The sequence below is a fragment of the Citrobacter sp. RHBSTW-01013 genome (assembly GCF_013781985.1).
Classification (GTDB): domain Bacteria; phylum Pseudomonadota; class Gammaproteobacteria; order Enterobacterales; family Enterobacteriaceae; genus Citrobacter; species Citrobacter braakii.
In genome coordinates, this window is the sequence record NZ_CP056185.1 from 406,784 (window position 1) to 423,314 (window position 16,531).

Consider the following 16,531-nt stretch of genomic DNA (forward strand, 5'->3'; position numbering starts at 1 on the left):
TTAGTTAGTCAGCATGAAAAAAAATCGCGCTTTTTTGAAATGGGCAGGGGGAAAATACCCCCTGCTTGATGATATCAAACGGCATTTACCTCAGGGTGAATGCCTGATTGAACCTTTCGTGGGTGCCGGGTCGGTGTTTCTCAACACCGACTTTTCTCGTTATATTCTTGCCGATATCAACAGCGACCTCATCAGTCTCTATAACATCGTGAAGACACGTACCGATGAGTATGTGCAGGCTTCGCGTGAGCTGTTTATGCCTGAAACTAATCAGGCTGAGGTGTACTATCGGTTCAGAGAAGAATTTAATGCCAGTCAGGATCCGTTCCGCCGTGCAGTGCTGTTCTTGTATCTGAACCGCTTTGGTTACAACGGATTGTGCCGTTATAACCTGCGCGGCGAGTTTAATGTACCGTTTGGTCGTTATAAAAAACCTTACTTCCCGGAAGCCGAGTTGTACCATTTTGCTGAAAAAGCGCAGAATGCGGAGTTCCATTGTCTCTCCTATGAAGAGTGCATGGACCGTGCGGATAGCAACTCTGTGGTCTATTGTGACCCGCCTTATGCACCGCTTTCGGCGACGGCAAATTTCACCGCGTATCATACCAACAGCTTTAGCCCAAAAGAGCAGGCACATCTGGCCGAGATGGCAGAAAAGCTGGTCAGTAAGCAGATCCCGGTGTTAATTTCGAACCATGACACGCCCGATACCCGCGAATGGTACCGATCGGCGAAACATTTTCAGGTCAAAGTGCGGCGCAGCATTAGCAGCAATGGCGGCACGCGTAAAAAGGTGAACGAACTGCTGGCACTGTATAAACCAGGAGTTGTAACGCCTGCGAAGAAATAATTCTTAAGGAGAAGCGGATGAAACAGTATTTGATCGCCCCCTCAATTCTGTCGGCTGATTTTGCCCGCCTGGGTGAGGACACCGCGAGAGCGCTGACTGCCGGTGCCGACGTCGTACACTTCGATGTCATGGACAATCACTACGTACCGAACCTGACCATCGGCCCGATGGTACTGAAATCGCTGCGTAAATATGGCATTACCGCTCCGATTGACGTTCATCTGATGGTGAAACCGGTCGATCGTATTGTCCCGGACTTCGCCGCCGCCGGCGCGAGCATCATTACTTTTCACCCGGAAGCCTCCGAGCATGTCGATCGCACTTTACAGCTGATCAAAGAGCATGGCTGTAAAGCGGGCCTGGTGTTTAACCCGGCAACACCGCTGAGCTATCTGGACTACGTCATGGATAAGCTCGATGTGATCCTGCTGATGTCCGTAAACCCAGGCTTTGGCGGGCAGTCCTTTATCCCACAAACGCTGGATAAGCTGCGCGAAGTGCGTCGTCGTATTGATGAATCTGGCTACGATATCCGCCTCGAAGTGGACGGCGGCGTCAAGGTGAACAACATTGGTGAAATCGCGGCGGCGGGTGCAGATATGTTTGTCGCAGGCTCTGCTATTTTCGACCAACCAGACTACAAAAAAGTCATTGATGAAATGCGCAATGAGCTGGCGAAGGTAAGTCATGGATAAGTTTCAGGATATTCGGGGCGTGGCATTTGACCTCGACGGTACGCTGGTCGACAGCGCGCCGGGATTAACCGCAGCTGTGGATATGGCGCTGTATGCGCTGGAACTGCCGATTGCCGGTGAAGAACGCGTTATCACCTGGATTGGCAACGGTGCAGATGTACTGATGGAGCGCGCGCTGGCGTGGTCGCGTCAGGAGCGCGCCACACTACGTAAGACAATGGGTAAACCGCCCGTTGATGATGATATCCCCGCCGAAGAACAGGTGCGTATTTTGCGTAAGCTGTTCGACAGATACTACGGCGATGTCGCAGAAGAGGGGACATTCCTGTTCCCTGATGTTGCCGACACGCTGGGCGCGATGCATGCGAAAGGATTGCCGCTGGGTCTGGTGACCAACAAACCGACCCCGTTTGTCGCGCCATTGCTTGAGGCGTTAGATATCGCCAAATACTTTAGCGTGGTCATCGGTGGTGACGACGTGCAGAATAAAAAACCGCATCCGGATCCGCTACTGCTGGTAGCAAGCAAGCTTGGCATCAAGCCTGAGCAATTGCTCTTCGTAGGGGATTCACGTAATGATATTCAGGCGGCAAAAGCTGCTGGCTGTCCGTCCGTTGGTCTGACTTATGGCTACAACTACGGCGAGTCGATCGCGCTGAGCCAACCCGACGTTATTTACGACCGTATTAATGAACTACTGCCCGTTCTCGGGCTTACGCATAGCGAAAATCAGGAATCAAAAAATGACTAAGCCCATCGTTTTTAGTGGCGCACAGCCCTCAGGTGAATTGACCATTGGCAACTATATGGGTGCGCTGCGTCAGTGGGTGAGCATGCAGGATGACTACCATTGCATCTACTGCATCGTTGACCAACATGCCATCACCGTTCGTCAGGATGCTCAGCAGTTGCGTAAAGCAACGCTCGATACGCTGGCGCTGTATCTGGCATGCGGTATCGATCCTGAAAAAAGCACCATTTTCGTCCAGTCTCATGTACCGGAACACGCACAGTTAGGTTGGGCGCTGAACTGCTACACCTATTTCGGCGAGCTGAGCCGTATGACCCAGTTCAAAGATAAATCCGCACGCTATGCGGAGAACATCAACGCCGGTCTGTTTGATTATCCGGTGCTGATGGCGGCAGACATCCTGCTGTATCAGACCAACCAGGTACCGGTTGGCGAAGATCAGAAACAGCATCTGGAACTAAGCCGCGATATCGCCCAGCGCTTCAACGCCCTGTATGGCGACATCTTCAAAGTGCCTGAGCCGTTCATTCCTAAATCCGGTGCGCGCGTGATGTCGCTACTGGAGCCGACGAAGAAAATGTCCAAGTCGGATGACAACCGCAACAATGTGATCGGCCTGCTGGAAGATCCGAAATCCGTGGTTAAGAAAATCAAACGTGCGATGACCGATTCCGAAGAGCCGCCTGTTGTACGCTACGACGTGCAGAATAAAGCGGGTGTTTCCAACCTGCTGGATATCCTCTCTGCCGTTACCGGCCAGAGCATTCCGGAGCTGGAACAGCACTTTGAAGGCAAGATGTATGGTCATCTGAAAGGTGAAGTCGCAGAGGCCGTTTCCGGCATGCTGACCGAGCTTCAGGAGCGTTATCACCGTTTCCGTAACGATGAAGCTTTCCTGCAGCAGGTGATGAAAGATGGCGCGGAAAAAGCCAGCGCACGCGCGTCTGTTACGCTGAAAGCGGTTTACGAAGCGATTGGTTTTGTCGCCAAGCCGTAATGCGCTCTGCGTTGCTGAAGAAACCGGGTTCTACCCGGTTTTTTTTCGCCTGTTCGCTGGTGAATCTCAAAAAATATGAAGCGCCTCGCCGTTTGCATATTTCCTTATATCAATCACTTTAATGAAGATATAAATATTCAATTTACTGAAGATATAAAATGCGTCGGATATTTATCAAGAGAGAGGAGGGACTGACAACCCTGGCCCGCTACCTGCTCGGCGAGAAGTGCGGTAACGTGTGAATGAGCATTTAACCTATAAATATAAAAACCGGGGATTTCCCGGTTTTTTTGTATCTGCGCAATCGCTTCTGTTACAGATCTGCAGCCGGGCCACAGCCACCAATAATTTTAGAAATAGAAATTGCCGGATGCAGGAAGTAATCGTAGGTGCAGTTATCTTTTTTATTATCGACATGACCAGTACACGCGGTCAGCGTAGCCAGAACACCAGCAACGATAGTGATTTTTGCAAATTTCAGCATGTTAAAATCCTTGTAAGATATCTATTTTTAAATGGATGAAATCCATTTCTCGGCGGTTAAGATATCAACTAAAATAAACTTAAAGTAGTCCGGATTAGGACATAACAAGTTTTATATAAAATATGCTTTCAATGAATTTAAATATTTTAAAAATACATTTAATTAATGATTAACGGTTGGGCTACTGAGGCGAGTATATAGCGTATATCGGTTATTTATTTCTATCGGAAGATAAATAAATGCCCTGAATACGAACTGTCCAACTTTATGGGGGCAGTCCAATATCAGGGCATTTTTGAGCATTCAATTAATGGTTCGAGAACCAGTTCAGCTTATCGCGTAGTCCAACCACGCGGCCGACGATAATCAGCGCCGGGCTTTCAACCTGCTGCGCCAGTTCGCCGAGTTGCGAAAGCACCCCGTTAACAACGCGTTGCTTCACGGAGGTACCGTTTTCTACCAGCGCGACAGACATATCGGGTTGCATGCCAAATTCGATCAGTTTTTCCTGGATAGTAGCCGCCTGATTGAGGCCCATGTAGAACACCAGCGTCTGTTTCTCTGCCGCCAGATTTTCCCAGTCCAGCTCGCCGCCGGTTTTCAGGTGCCCGGTGACCAGACGTACACTCTGGGCGTAATCTCGATGGGTCAGTGGAATGCCGGAATAGGCGGAACAACCGGATGCTGCGGTAATACCTGGCACAACGGAGAATGGAATACCGGCATGACACAGGGTTTCCAGCTCTTCGCCACCACGGCCAAAGATGAACGGGTCGCCACCTTTCAGGCGCACGACGCGTTTGCCCTGTTGCGCTTCACGCAGCAGGATCTGGTTAATTTCTTCCTGCGGTACGCAGTGGTAGCCCGCGCGTTTACCGACGAACACCCGGTCGGCATCGCGGCGTACTAGGTTCATGATGTCGTCGGATACCAGACGGTCATAAACCACGACATCCGCTTGCTGGATCTGCTGTAGACCTTTCAGCGTCAGCAGCCCGGCATCGCCAGGACCGGCGCCAACCAGCACTACTTCGCCTCGATGGTCCAACGGTTCGCTGAGCAACTGCTCGGTGGTTTCCTCGACGGCTTTCTGGTCACTGTTCGCCAGCGACTGCGCCAGGCGGTCATTCACGAACAATTTTTCCCAGAAGCGGCGACGTTCACCCATGCTGGCAAACTGTTCTTTCACTCGGGCGCGTAACTTGCCTGCATATTGCGCGACCTGGCCCAGATGCTGAGGCAGCACAGATTCAAGTCTTTCACGTAGCAGACGGGCAAGCACCGGCGATGTACCGCCGGAGGAGACCGCCACCATCAGCGGCGAGCGGTCGATAATGGAGGGCATGATAAAACTGGCTGCTTTTGGCGCATCGACCACGTTGCAGAAAATACGACGTGATTCTGCGGCGGTGCTGACGCTTTGGTTGACGGCATCGTCATCGGTGGCGGCAATAGCCAGCCAGCAGGTGTCGAGCAGGGACTCGTCGAACGGTCCCTCAACCAGCGTCAGCATGCCTTCATCTGCCCATACGGTGAACTGCGGAATAAACGCCAGCGCATTAACCGTTATACGGGCGCCCGCTTCCAGCAGTAACCGCGCTTTGCGTTCTGCGACATCACCACCGCCGACGATCAAGCAGTCGCGGTCACGTAGTTGACAAAATATAGGCAAATGATCCACGACATTACCCCTTAATTATTGGCAGTAGCCTCTGGCTGGTTGATTTTTGCCGGAGCAGGACGCTCCGATTTTGGCGTAGCATACCAATAACCCAATCCCATGAATACGACACCGGACAAAGTATTACCGAGTGTCACCCACAACAGGTTATGACCAATTCCTGACAGGGTATAGGCTTCGCTGTGGTGGCCGAACCAGGAGAGGGCAAACAGCGTCATGTTGGCAACCGAGTGCTCGTAACCGGAAGCGATAAACGCCAGTAGACACCACCAGATAGCGAGGAATTTTGCTGCGCCCTCGGTACGAATTGCCATCCAGATTGCCAGACAAACCAACCAGTTACACAGCGCGCCTTTAAAGAACAGGACCGTTGCTGGCGCGGTCGTTTTCGCCAACGCCACCGAATGGACGATGCTGGTATCGACCGGCAGCAGGCTACCGCCGCCCCAACTGTAAAGCAGAGCGACAAACACGGATCCGACCAGGTTACCCAGCCAGGTTTTTGGCAGGATTGCCCACATCTGACCGTGACTGATGGTGCCCGCTTTAACGCCAAGCGTCAGGAACATCGTGTGTCCGGTGAACAGTTCAGAACCGGCGATAATAACCAGCGTTAAGGCAATACCAAAGGTTGCACCCATTACCAGAGGACGTACGGACGGGTCGAGCAGATTACCGAGGGTGAAAATAAGAATGATGCCGAGACCGACGTAGGCCCCTGCCATTGCCGAACTGATCCAGAATCCGAGCGGGTTATTAGCCGAGAGGCGTGCGATGCGCGCAGCGTTAGCCGCACACTTATTAATAGTGTCTGTGAACATGTGTTGATTATCCTTGAAGTACAAACAATAAAAAGAAATCGTAACCGTAGGCCGGATAGCGCTACGCTTATCAGGCCTACAAATAAAAGACCTACAAATACGTCAAAAAAGGGGAGGCGTTGCGCCTCCCAAAAAGTTATTAACCGCGCAGTTGCACCGTGCCGTCTTTCACTCGGGCTTCGTAATGTTTCACGGAGAACTGTTCGTCTTCCATGCACAGACCATCGCTTAAGCGAAAGCGCTGTTTTTTCAGCGGGCTGGCGACCCACAATTCGCCCTGATGTTCAGCAATCAGCCCACGAGAAAGCACGCTGGATTCAAAGAACGGGTCGATGTTGCTGATCGCAAACACCTGGTCGCTGTGATACGGGCGGAAAATCGCAACTTGCTCGCTACCTAACAGGGCGCAGACGCCTGTTGCAGGCAGAATGTCATCGATTTTGCAGATGTTTTTCCACTGGCTCATGCGTTTTCCTCCACCAGAGTCACCGGGATACGCTCATAGGGCGTGGCCGGACGATGTTGTTCACGTTCAGGCACAACCTGGACATTCGGATCGCGTTGATCGCTGTTGATAAAGTGTTTGAAGCGAACCTGTGCGGATGGGGTGTTAACCGTCTCTGTCCACTCGCAGACCACCGCTTCACGCAGACGGGCCATCTCTTCTTCCAGGTGCTGGTTCAGCCCCAGTTTGTCGTCGATGATGACCGATTTCAGATATTCGATACCGCCTTCCAGGTTGTCTAACCATGGTGCGGTTCGGGTCAGTTTGTCAGCGGTACGGATGTAGAACATCATGAAACGATCAAGGTATTTGAGCAGCGTTTCGCGGTCGATATCCGCTGCCAGCAGGTCTGCATGACGAGGTTTCATCCCGCCGTTACCGCAAACGTACAAGTTCCAGCCTTTCTCAGTGGCGATGATACCCACGTCTTTGCCCTGTGCTTCCGCACATTCACGGGTACAGCCGGAGACGCCGAATTTCATTTTGTGCGGGGTACGAATGCCCTTGTAGCGGTTTTCCAGCTCCACGCCGAATCCGACGCTATCGCCGACGCCATAACGGCACCAGGTACTGCCTACGCAGGTTTTCGCCATACGCAGCGCTTTGGCGTATGCGTGACCGGTTTCAAAGCCCGCTTCAATCAGCTGACGCCAGATTTCCGGCAGGTCATCTTTTTGCGCGCCGAACAGGCCGATACGCTGAGAACCGGTGATTTTGGTATACAGGTTAAATTCACGCGCGATACGGCCCACGGCCACCAGGCCTTCAGGAGTAATTTCTCCGCCCGCAGAGCGCGGGATCACGGAGTAGGTACCGTCTTTCTGGATGTTCGCCAGGAAGTTGTCGTTAGTGTCCTGCAGCGGCGTGTGCTGTGGTTTGAGGATGTACTCATTCCAGCAGGAGGCCAACAGGGAACCTACGGTTGGTTTACACACTTCACAGCCGTAGCCTTTCCCGTGTTTTGCCAGCAGCTCTTCGAAGGTTTTAATTCCTTCTACACGGATCAGATGGAACAGTTCCTGACGCGAGTACGGGAAGTGTTCACACAGGTTGTTGTTAACTTCGATCCCCTGTTTCGCCAGTTCAGCGTTCAGGACCTGCGTTACCAACGGGATACACCCGCCGCAGCCGGTACCAGCTTTGGTTTCAGCTTTCAGCGCCGCAACGGTGTGGCAGCCTTTGTTGATAGCGGCGATCAGCATGCCTTTGGTGACGTCGAAGCAGGAGCAAATCTGCGCGCTGTCCGGCAGTTTATCGACACCGATAGACGGCTTACCGCTGCCCGCGTGAGCTGGCAGAATCAGTGAGTCTGGGTTTTCCGGCAGTTCGATGGCGTTCAGTACCAGCTGCAGCAGGTTGCCGTAATCGCTGGTGTCACCGACTAAAACCGCCCCGAGCAGGGTTTTGTTATCTTCGCTAACGATGAGGCGTTTGTAGACTTCTTTGCTTTCGTCGAGATAGACGTAGCTACGGGCGCCCGGCGTGCGCGCATGCGCGTCGCCAATCCCGCCGACGTCAACACCGAGCAGCTTCAGCTTGGCGCTCAGATCCGCGCCTTCAAAGGCGTTTTCGGTTTCGAGAATATGGTCAACGGCAACCTGCGCCATTTTGTAGCCTGGAGCGACCAGACCATACACGCGGTTGTTCCAGCTGGCGCATTCGCCGATGGCATAGATGTCCGGATCAGAAGTCTGGCAAGTATCGTTAATCACAATACCACCGCGCGGCGCAACGTCCAGACCGCATTGGGTGGCCAGTTTGTCGCGTGGGCGAATACCGGTAGAAAAGACGATGAAATCGACTTCCAGTTCGCTACCGTCGGCAAAACGCATGGTTTTGCGCGCTTCGGTGCCTTCCTGGACGATCTCTTTAGTGTTTTTGCTGGTGTGCACACGCACGCCCATGCTTTCAATTTTGCGACGTAACTGCTCGCCACCCATGTGATCCAGCTGTTCGGCCATCAGCATTGGGGCAAATTCAATCACGTGGGTTTCAACGCCGAGGCTTTTTAGCGCACCGGCGGCTTCCAGGCCCAGCAGGCCACCGCCGACGACGGCACCGCGTTTGCTACGGCGCGCGCAAGACTCAATGGCGTTGAGGTCTTCGATGGTGCGGTAAACGAAACAGTCTTGGGTTTCCGAACCTTTAATCGGTGGGATCCACGGATAAGAGCCTGTCGCCATGATCAGCTTATCGTAATAGACCGTACGACCCGCGCTGGAGTGGATCACCTTCTCCTGGCGGTTGATGGTGATTGCGCGCTCGCCCACTAACACCTTAACGCCATGCTTCTCGTAGAATCCTTCACGCACCAGAGAAAGTTCTTCGGCGGTGTGGTGGGAGAAGTAGGACGACAGGTGGACACGGTCGTACGCTTTGCGGGGTTCTTCACAGAAGACGGTAATATCAAAATTGGCAGCGTCGGATTTATCAAGAAGATCCTCAATAAAGCGATGGCCGACCATACCATTACCGATAATAGCGAGTCTGACTTTGCTCATTTTTGCCTCGATTTCTTTTCTATTACTGCCTACCTTAACGATTCAGCAACCCCGCTTATTGATGCAAATCAAATTCGCCTTTATATACTCCTTAAGAGGTATATGGCTGATTTAACTGCATTTTTATAAGTTACGGAATTAACAGGCTTTTCGTGTTTGTATAAATAACGTACAAATTAAGGGGTTTTTGTAAGAATTGGCCTACAGCACCAGAGAAAGAAGAGGGCGCGGGAATAGGCCGGAGGGCGTCTGCGCCTTATCCGGCCTACGAACAGCTTGTCTTGTAGGCCGGATAAGATACGTTAGCATCGCCCTCCGGCACTCAGATTAATGCGTTGCGGGTGCGTTATGCTGGCGATGACGCGTGACGAACCCAAGAATAAAGCACATCACGAATACGACCGCATACAAGCCGTTAGCCGTCTGCAATGCCGCCAGCGGACCGCTGTGCGCCACGATAGGGCCAGTGACCACGAAAGTGAGCATAGTACCGATGGTGCCACAGGTCAGAACGAAGTTAACCAGTTTAGGTGATGCGACCTTCGTCTGCTGGGAGCCGAGGGTAATGATGGTGGTATAAATCGCGCTGGAGAAGAAGCCCAACGTCAGAATGAACCACGGCATATGCTCCGGCGTACCGGTGATAAACAGATACATCAGGACGGTAGCCACACCCGCCAGTACGGTCAGGATGCGCTGCAAATCGAAGAAACGCAGGATAAAGCTAAATGCCCACATGCCAACCATGTAAGACATCCAGAAGTCGCTGACCAGTTTACCTGCGTCGTTCAGGCTCATGCCCAGACTTTTGGCGTATTCCGGCACCCAGGAGATAAAGCCCAACTGACCGAGGATGTAGCACAGCGCGGCGATTGCCAGGAACAGCACGCCAATGCCCCATTTTTCTTTTACCACTGGCGCGTCCGGTTGCTGTGCGTGTTTACCCAGCGCCGGGAATTCGCAGCCGAAGGTCAGCAGGAAAATGGCGACGTATACCAGGCCGATGCAGGCATAAACCCAATACCATTCGATGCTGCGCGCTAACAGGAATGCTGCCACCATCGGGAAAATCATGCCGGCCATACTGAAGAAGGAATCAGTAAACAGCAGGCGGGAACCGCGCTGGCGACCTTCGTACATCTGAGTCACCAGGAACGTACCAATCGACATGGTGATACCGCTCACCAGACCCAGTACAAACATGGCGGCTGAGAACAATGCCAGGCTATGGCTGAGCATCAGTCCGGCGACCGCCAGAACCATCAAGATAAAGCCAAAGCGCAACTGGGTTTTCAGTGGCACAATTTCCATCAGCCAGGCATTCAGAAAAATAGAGATCAGAATGCCGGCATTCAGAAAGGTGAAGGTGTTACTCATACTGGAAACGGGCAAATGGAAGTAATCTGCGATGTTTCCCATCACCATCCCGGTGACAATTACCAACGCGCCTGTCAGGGCGTAGGAGAGAAAGCTAATCCATGTGAGCTTGATGCGATTGCTGTTAGTCATGACTGGCCTGTATAGAAGTGTTAGGCGCATTGACTGCGCCGTGAGCGGGCAGATTTTAGGCGCTTTAGTGATGCATTTAAATGTTTATTGGTAATTACTTGCTACGTTACATTTTTTTATGTGATCTAGATCTCATTGAATCTTGAGGCTATAAGGTTACATTTGTTTCAAGTACGTAAAATTAAGTAAAGGGATGGCCTTGTTCTTGAAGGCTCTTTAGAATCAATTCACTTGCTTCATTTCTGCTCTTGTTAAGGAATTCTCATGCTCAAATCGACTCTGGCGGCTGTTGCAGCTGTTCTCGCTCTTTCTGCTCTTTCTCCCGCAGCACTGGCAGCAAAAGGTGACCCGCATGTCCTGCTGACAACCTCTGCCGGTAACATTGAGCTGGAGCTGAACAGTCAGAAAGCCCCGGTTTCAGTGCAAAACTTTGTCGATTATGTCAACAGCGGTTTCTATAACAACACCACGTTCCACCGCGTGATCCCTGGCTTCATGGTGCAGGGCGGCGGTTTTACCGAGCAGATGCAGCAGAAGAAACCTAACCCGCCAATCAAGAATGAAGCTGATAACGGACTGCGTAATACCCGCGGCACGATTGCCATGGCGCGTACAGCAGATAAAGACAGCGCGACCAGCCAGTTCTTTATCAACATTGCAGACAATGCGTTCCTCGATCACGGCCAGCGCGACTTTGGGTACGCGGTCTTCGGTAAAGTTGTGAAAGGTATGGATGTCGCGGATAAGATCTCTCAGGTGCAGACCCATGATGTTGGTCCTTACCAGAATGTCCCGTCAAAACCGATTGTTATCCTGTCTGCCAAAGTCCTGCCGTAAACGTATTTTGCGCGGGCAGTTCCTGTCCGCGTTCTTTCCCTTCTCTGCGTAACCTGAAATTGCCGCTTATACTTGTGGCAAGTGTCGGCTCATTCAGGGAGGTCACGTGAAAAAACTCACCGATAAACAAAAGTCCAGACTCTGGGAACAACGGCGAAATGCCAATTTCCAGGCCAGTCGGCGGCTGGAAGGCGTGGATATTCCACGGGTGACTTTGAGCACGGAAGACGCCCTGGCGCGTCTTGAAGAGTTGAGGGGGCACTATGAGCGATAAATTCGGTGATGGACGCGATCCCTATTTGTATCCGGGCCTGAATGTCATGCGTAACCGTCTGGGGATTCATCAGGCGCAGCGCCTGGCGCAGGCGGCGTATGAACTGACGGCGCTGCGTGCGGCCACTATCGAATTAGGCCCGCTTAAACGGGGCTTGCCGCATCTGTGCGCCATTCATCGCCAACTGTATCGGGATATTTTTGACTGGGCGGGACATCTGCGAGAAGTGGATATTTACCAGGGCGATACCCGCTTTTGTCATTTCGCTTATATCGAGAAAGAGGGCAATGCGCTGATGCAGGACCTGGAAGACGAGTCCTGGTTGGTGGGGTTACCGGAAGATAAGTTTGTGGATCGTCTTGCGCACTATTATTGCGAAATCAACATGCTGCATCCGTTTCGTATTGGCAGCGGTCTGGCGCAGCGAATTTTTTTCGAACAGTTAGCGATTCATGCCGGGTATATATTGAGCTGGGATGACATTCCGGTTGAGGAGTGGAACCTGGCTAATCAGAGTGGGGCGATGGGTGACCTGTCTGCGCTTCGGGCGATATTTCGTAAAGTGGTAAGCGAAGCCCCGGAAACTGAGTAGAATAGCGCGGTTCTTATGTACCGGAGCCGCCATGATCCTGCTTATCGATAACTATGATTCTTTTACCTGGAACCTGTACCAATACTTCTGCGAACTGGGCGCTGATGTCCTTGTCAGGCGCAACGACGAACTGACGCTGGCGCAAATCGACGCGCTAAGCCCGCAAAAAATCGTAATATCCCCAGGCCCCTGCACGCCGGATGACGCTGGTATCTCATTGGATGTTATTCGTCATTTCGCGGGCAAGACGCCCCTGCTGGGTGTTTGTCTGGGACATCAGGCTATGGCGCAGGCCTTTGGCGCGACAGTGGTTCGGGCAGCTAAAGTGATGCACGGTAAAACCTCGCCAATTACGCATAACGGGCAGGGTGTTTTTCAGGGGCTCGCCAACCCATTAACGGTGACGCGCTACCATTCTCTGGTGGTTGCCCCCGCGACGCTTCCTGACTGCTTTGAGGTGACGGCCTGGAGTGAAACGCAGGAGATTATGGGCATTCGTCACCGCGAGTGGGATATGGAAGGTGTGCAGTTTCACCCGGAGAGTATTCTCAGCGAGCAGGGGCATCAACTGCTCGCTAATTTCCTCAACCGGTGATTTGTGGTTGCTATTCAGTGATTTTTTATTCATATTTTGTGATTATAATTTCACTAACATTTCTGCTTAACAGGGTGGCAATGACATGGCAACTGAACAAACTGCAATTACGCGCGCGACATTCGATGAAGTGATTCTGCCGATTTATGCACCGGCTGAGTTTATCCCGGTAAAAGGAAAAGGGAGTCGAGTCTGGGATCAACAGGGCAAAGAGTATGTTGATTTCGCGGGCGGCATTGCAGTTACTGCACTAGGGCATTGCCATCCGGCCCTGGTGGAGGCGTTAAAAACCCAGGGTGAAACCCTGTGGCATACCAGCAACGTTTTCACCAACGAACCGGCGTTGCGCCTGGGCCGTAAAATCATTGATGCGACCTTCGCCGAGCGCGTGCTGTTCATGAATTCGGGTACCGAAGCTAACGAAACCGCCTTTAAGCTGGCGCGCCACTATGCCTGCGTGCGCCATAGCCCGTTCAAAACCAAAATCATTGCCTTCCATAATGCGTTTCACGGTCGTTCGCTGTTTACCGTATCCGTCGGCGGGCAGCCGAAATACTCTGACGGCTTTGGACCAAAACCAGCGGATATCATCCATGTACCGTTTAACGATCTGCATGCGGTCAAAGCGGTGATGGACGATCACACCTGTGCGGTGGTGGTTGAGCCTATTCAGGGGGAAGGTGGCGTCACTGCGGCAACGCCGGAATTCCTGCAAGGTTTGCGTGAACTTTGCGACCAACACCAGGCGCTATTGGTATTGGATGAAGTGCAGAGCGGGATGGGCCGTACCGGCGATCTGTTTGCCTATATGCACTACGGCGTGACGCCGGATATCCTCACCAGCGCGAAGGCTCTCGGCGGCGGCTTCCCGGTGAGCGCGGTGCTGACCACCCAAGAGATTGCCTCCGCATTTCACGTGGGTTCGCACGGTTCCACTTATGGTGGCAATCCGCTGGCCTGCGCAGTTGCGGGGGCCGCGTTTGATATCATCAACACGCCGGAAGTGTTGGAAGGTATTCAGGCTAAACGTCAGGCGTTTGTCCAACATTTGCACAAAATTGATCAACAGTTCGACATTTTCAGCGAGATTCGCGGGATGGGGCTGCTGATTGGCGCCGAGCTGAAGCCGCAGTTTAAAGGCCGGGCGCGCGATTTCCTGTATGCCGCCGCGCACGAAGGGGTGATGGTACTCAACGCCGGACCGGACGTGATGCGTTTCGCGCCGTCGCTGGTAGTTGAGCAGGCGGATATCGATGAAGGGATGCAGCGTTTCGCACAAGCGGTAGTGAAAGTCGTTGCCTGATTAACTGTTGCCGGATAAGCACAGCGCATCCGGCAGTCGATCTTAACCTTTCATGTCCCGCAGACGGCGGCTCAGCCAGATTCCGTGGTGCGGTCGCTGACGCCATGCTACCGACGAAATGGTGTGCATGGTGTTCAGATGCCCCAGTATCCGTTGCAGATGCTGCTCAAGGGTGCTTAACGGACCGTGGGACAGCATCTCTGGCGCTTCGAGAATATTCACATCGCCTGAGCTTCCCGGTCCGTCATATTCCAGCCGCTGCTGACAGCGCTGGAGCGCAATTTCACAGGATTCCAGATACCGCTGCGCTAAATCCGGCGTCAGCATTGTGTGTTCCCTTGCCAGTGTGGTCATCGCGTTGATGTGCTCGACGATGAACTGGCTGTGCGTGACCCACAGTTTCATGTCCGCCAGGTAGTGCGAGTTGAATCCTGGCTCCTGCATCGCCTGGTTCAGTGAGTTGAACAACGTGTTATGCGCCTGATTGACCCGCATGCGTTGATACGCCAGCGGCGTGGCCTGCGGATCGTTACTGAGGATCAGGCGAATGGCCTCCTGATCGGCTTCTAACGCATCATGGGCGTTCTTACGCAGCAGGCCGCTCTGCCACTGCGGCCACAGCCAGAGTGTACCGCCAAAGGCGATTAAGCAGCCAATAACCGTATCGACAAACCGCGGCACGATAAACTGTTCTCCGTTCAGCGTCAGCAGTTGCAGGGTGTATACCGCCGTGACCGTAAAGCCGACGGTAGCCCAGCCGTAGTTTTTGCGCATGATCAGATAGCTACCCAGGGTAATCAGCAGCATGCCTGCCAGCGTGTAACCTTCCTGAATATGAAAGTGCAGGGTGACCCCGGCAATGACCAGTCCAACGAGCGTTCCTGCTGAACGGTGTAAAATACGTACCCGGGTTGCTCCGTAGCCATTTTGCGTGACGAACAGGATCGTCATCAAAATCCAGTAAGGCTTTGGCAGGTGTAAAGCGCTGCCCATCAGGCTGGCGATACTTAGCATGACACTGATGCGTCCGGCATTACGCAGCGCCGGCGATTTCAACGACAGATAGTTTTTCAGGGCCGGGATCAGCGGCAACCGACGCTGCTTGTCCGCCATTAAATCTCGGGCGTACAGCGGTCGCTGGGTGCGTAGCACGCGGGCAATACGGCTGAAGTGCCAGTAGCAAAATTGTCCCACCGGATTGTCCGGATGCTGGTTGGCGATTTTCTCCAGCGTGCCAATCTGCTTGTCCATCGAGAAACGGGTCGGCAAGCGGTGATACAAAATATCATCGGCCAGTACCCGAAGGCGTTCGGCGACGGTGCGCGCATTCCAGCGAATCACCTGTTCGGCGTGGCTGCGTTCGACCAGTTTTTGCACCTCTTCCGGCTGGTGGAGGCTGACGGAAATATGCTCCTGCAAGTCCAGTGCCTCCTGAAAGGCACGCAGCAGGCGCTTGTAATCGTTGTTGCGATGCGCCGACAGCATATGCATTTGCTGGTAGCACTGGGTAATCAGATCCACCGCTTTCTGCTGGCGAACCAGTAGGGGAGGCAGCGCTTTTTCCGGATCGGCATGCTGGGTCAGCAGGCTGTACTTGGCCTCACAGTAATCGGCTAATTCACGGTACAACAAGCTGAGCGATTCACGGAGCGGCTGCTCGCGCCACATCCAGAACCAGAACCAGTTGAACAGGCCGTACCATAACGTGCCCAGCGCATAGATCAGCAACGGTTCCCAGACGGGCATGTTCCCGACCAGGCTTAGCGTGAAAATCGCGGCGATAAGTGAGGCCGGTAACAGTCTGGCATGCAGAGGGCTGAGCTCGGCGGTTACGCCAAGAATCAGCGTCAGCCCGGTGAGGATAAGCGGCAGCGGTATGGCCTGTGCCAGCAGCAACTGCATGATCAGACTGCAACCGGCAAACAAAGACGCGCCAATAGCTAAACGTTTGAAAAAGCGCTTGTGCGGGGTATCAAGGCCGGCAATGTTGCAACAGGCAGGGACCAGGGAGAAGAGGAGCCCCAGATGAAGCTGACCGATGATCAGACCAACAGCCACAGGTAAACATAGCACCAGCGTCTGCCGTAGTGCGTAGTTGATCTCTGGGTGGTATATCAGTCTTCGCCACATCGGTGT

At 53.0% G+C, this 16,531-nt stretch carries 16 protein-coding genes and 1 pseudogene; 10 read left to right on the top strand and 7 right to left on the bottom strand.

Annotated elements, in window-relative coordinates; translation table 11 throughout:
• Positions 1 to 13: 13 nt before the first annotated feature.
• From dam to HV350_RS26585, 5 genes and pseudogenes are all read left to right on the top strand, one after another.
• Positions 14 to 850 (top strand): adenine-specific DNA-methyltransferase, encoded by an 837-nt coding sequence (dam, locus tag HV350_RS01945; RefSeq protein ID WP_016154786.1) that lies wholly within the window; start codon positions 14 to 16, stop codon positions 848 to 850.
• Positions 851 to 867: 17 nt separating this feature from the next.
• Positions 868 to 1,545 (top strand): ribulose-phosphate 3-epimerase, encoded by a 678-nt coding sequence (gene rpe, locus HV350_RS01950; protein ID WP_003023561.1) that lies wholly within the window; start codon positions 868 to 870, stop codon positions 1,543 to 1,545.
• Positions 1,538 to 2,296, top strand: a complete 759-nt coding sequence (gene gph, locus HV350_RS01955) for a phosphoglycolate phosphatase (protein ID WP_181629695.1) — start codon at positions 1,538 to 1,540, stop codon at positions 2,294 to 2,296. Before rpe ends, gph begins: the two co-directional genes overlap by 8 nt.
• Entirely contained in the window at positions 2,289 to 3,293 is a 1,005-nt protein-coding gene (trpS, locus tag HV350_RS01960; RefSeq protein ID WP_016154784.1) for a tryptophan--tRNA ligase, read from the top strand. The genes gph and trpS overlap by 8 nt, the downstream gene beginning before the upstream one ends.
• A 158-nt stretch (positions 3,294 to 3,451) precedes the next feature.
• A pseudogene (locus tag HV350_RS26585) lies at positions 3,452 to 3,529 on the top strand (hypothetical protein); the annotation flags it as partial.
• Positions 3,530 to 3,606: 77 nt separating this feature from the next.
• Here HV350_RS26585 and HV350_RS01965 read toward each other — a convergent pair.
• The 6 genes from HV350_RS01965 to tsgA form a co-directional block, all read right to left on the bottom strand.
• Positions 3,607 to 3,777 carry a YhfL family protein gene (locus HV350_RS01965; RefSeq protein ID WP_016154783.1) on the bottom strand — a complete coding sequence of 57 codons (171 nt, stop codon included), beginning with the start codon at positions 3,775 to 3,777 and terminating at the stop codon, positions 3,607 to 3,609.
• 307 nt (positions 3,778 to 4,084) lie between these two features.
• Entirely contained in the window at positions 4,085 to 5,458 is a 1,374-nt protein-coding gene (gene cysG / locus HV350_RS01970) for a siroheme synthase CysG (RefSeq protein ID WP_016157628.1), read from the bottom strand.
• Between the two features lie 11 nt (positions 5,459 to 5,469).
• Positions 5,470 to 6,279 carry a nitrite transporter NirC gene (nirC, locus tag HV350_RS01975; protein ID WP_016157627.1) on the bottom strand — a complete coding sequence of 270 codons (810 nt, stop codon included), beginning with the start codon at positions 6,277 to 6,279 and terminating at the stop codon, positions 5,470 to 5,472.
• 139 nt (positions 6,280 to 6,418) lie between these two features.
• Positions 6,419 to 6,745 carry a nitrite reductase small subunit NirD gene (nirD, locus tag HV350_RS01980; protein WP_016154780.1) on the bottom strand — a complete coding sequence of 109 codons (327 nt, stop codon included), beginning with the start codon at positions 6,743 to 6,745 and terminating at the stop codon, positions 6,419 to 6,421.
• Positions 6,742 to 9,285 (bottom strand): NADPH-nitrite reductase large subunit, encoded by a 2,544-nt coding sequence (nirB, locus tag HV350_RS01985; protein WP_016154779.1) that lies wholly within the window; start codon positions 9,283 to 9,285, stop codon positions 6,742 to 6,744. The genes nirD and nirB overlap by 4 nt, the downstream gene beginning before the upstream one ends.
• Positions 9,286 to 9,612: 327 nt before the next feature.
• A complete protein-coding gene (gene tsgA / locus HV350_RS01990) occupies positions 9,613 to 10,794 on the bottom strand; it encodes an MFS transporter TsgA (protein ID WP_016154778.1) in 1,182 nt (393 codons plus the stop codon).
• A 264-nt stretch (positions 10,795 to 11,058) separates the two neighbouring features.
• On the opposite strand from tsgA, the gene ppiA reads away from it, so the two are divergent.
• The 5 genes from ppiA (at position 11,059) to HV350_RS02015 (ending at position 14,395) form a co-directional block, all read left to right on the top strand.
• Positions 11,059 to 11,631, top strand: a complete 573-nt coding sequence (ppiA, locus tag HV350_RS01995; protein ID WP_003023595.1) for a peptidylprolyl isomerase A — start codon at positions 11,059 to 11,061, stop codon at positions 11,629 to 11,631.
• 106 nt (positions 11,632 to 11,737) lie between these two features.
• Positions 11,738 to 11,905, top strand: a complete 168-nt coding sequence (locus HV350_RS02000) for a YhfG family protein (RefSeq protein WP_016157626.1) — start codon at positions 11,738 to 11,740, stop codon at positions 11,903 to 11,905.
• Complete coding sequence (locus HV350_RS02005; RefSeq protein WP_019078159.1) at positions 11,895 to 12,497, top strand: putative adenosine monophosphate-protein transferase Fic; 603 nt, start codon at positions 11,895 to 11,897, stop codon at positions 12,495 to 12,497. The genes HV350_RS02000 and HV350_RS02005 overlap by 11 nt, the downstream gene beginning before the upstream one ends.
• 31 nt (positions 12,498 to 12,528) lie before the next feature.
• Complete coding sequence (gene pabA, locus HV350_RS02010) at positions 12,529 to 13,092, top strand: aminodeoxychorismate synthase component 2 (RefSeq protein ID WP_016154776.1); 564 nt, start codon at positions 12,529 to 12,531, stop codon at positions 13,090 to 13,092.
• An 85-nt stretch (positions 13,093 to 13,177) separates the two neighbouring features.
• The gene (locus HV350_RS02015) at positions 13,178 to 14,395 is read left to right on the top strand and encodes an aspartate aminotransferase family protein (RefSeq protein WP_181629697.1); all 1,218 of its coding nucleotides are present in this window, start codon (positions 13,178 to 13,180) and stop codon (positions 14,393 to 14,395) included.
• Between the two features lie 42 nt (positions 14,396 to 14,437).
• On the opposite strand, the gene HV350_RS02020 is transcribed toward HV350_RS02015, so the two are convergent.
• Positions 14,438 to 16,525: a YccS/YhfK family putative transporter gene (locus HV350_RS02020; RefSeq protein WP_016154774.1), complete on the bottom strand. Its 2,088-nt coding sequence runs from the start codon at positions 16,523 to 16,525 to the stop codon at positions 14,438 to 14,440.
• Between the last annotated feature and the right edge of the window lie 6 nt (positions 16,526 to 16,531).

Bases quoted from the DNA above. Each gene is read 5' to 3' on its own strand.
- dam (WP_016154786.1), top strand. From the start codon at position 14: ATGAAAAAAAATCGCGCTTTTTTGAAATGGGCAGGGGGAAAATACCCC.
- rpe (WP_003023561.1), top strand. From the start codon at position 868: ATGAAACAGTATTTGATCGCCCCCTCAATTCTGTCGGCTGATTTTGCC.
- gph (WP_181629695.1), top strand. From the start codon at position 1,538: ATGGATAAGTTTCAGGATATTCGGGGCGTGGCATTTGACCTCGACGGT.
- trpS (WP_016154784.1), top strand. From the start codon at position 2,289: ATGACTAAGCCCATCGTTTTTAGTGGCGCACAGCCCTCAGGTGAATTG.
- HV350_RS01965 (WP_016154783.1), bottom strand. From the start codon at position 3,777: ATGCTGAAATTTGCAAAAATCACTATCGTTGCTGGTGTTCTGGCTACG.
- nirC (WP_016157627.1), bottom strand. From the start codon at position 6,279: ATGTTCACAGACACTATTAATAAGTGTGCGGCTAACGCTGCGCGCATC.
- nirD (WP_016154780.1), bottom strand. From the start codon at position 6,745: ATGAGCCAGTGGAAAAACATCTGCAAAATCGATGACATTCTGCCTGCA.
- nirB (WP_016154779.1), bottom strand. From the start codon at position 9,285: ATGAGCAAAGTCAGACTCGCTATTATCGGTAATGGTATGGTCGGCCAT.
- tsgA (WP_016154778.1), bottom strand. From the start codon at position 10,794: ATGACTAACAGCAATCGCATCAAGCTCACATGGATTAGCTTTCTCTCC.
- ppiA (WP_003023595.1), top strand. From the start codon at position 11,059: ATGCTCAAATCGACTCTGGCGGCTGTTGCAGCTGTTCTCGCTCTTTCT.
- HV350_RS02005 (WP_019078159.1), top strand. From the start codon at position 11,895: ATGAGCGATAAATTCGGTGATGGACGCGATCCCTATTTGTATCCGGGC.
- pabA (WP_016154776.1), top strand. From the start codon at position 12,529: ATGATCCTGCTTATCGATAACTATGATTCTTTTACCTGGAACCTGTAC.
- HV350_RS02015 (WP_181629697.1), top strand. From the start codon at position 13,178: ATGGCAACTGAACAAACTGCAATTACGCGCGCGACATTCGATGAAGTG.
- HV350_RS02020 (WP_016154774.1), bottom strand. From the start codon at position 16,525: ATGTGGCGAAGACTGATATACCACCCAGAGATCAACTACGCACTACGG.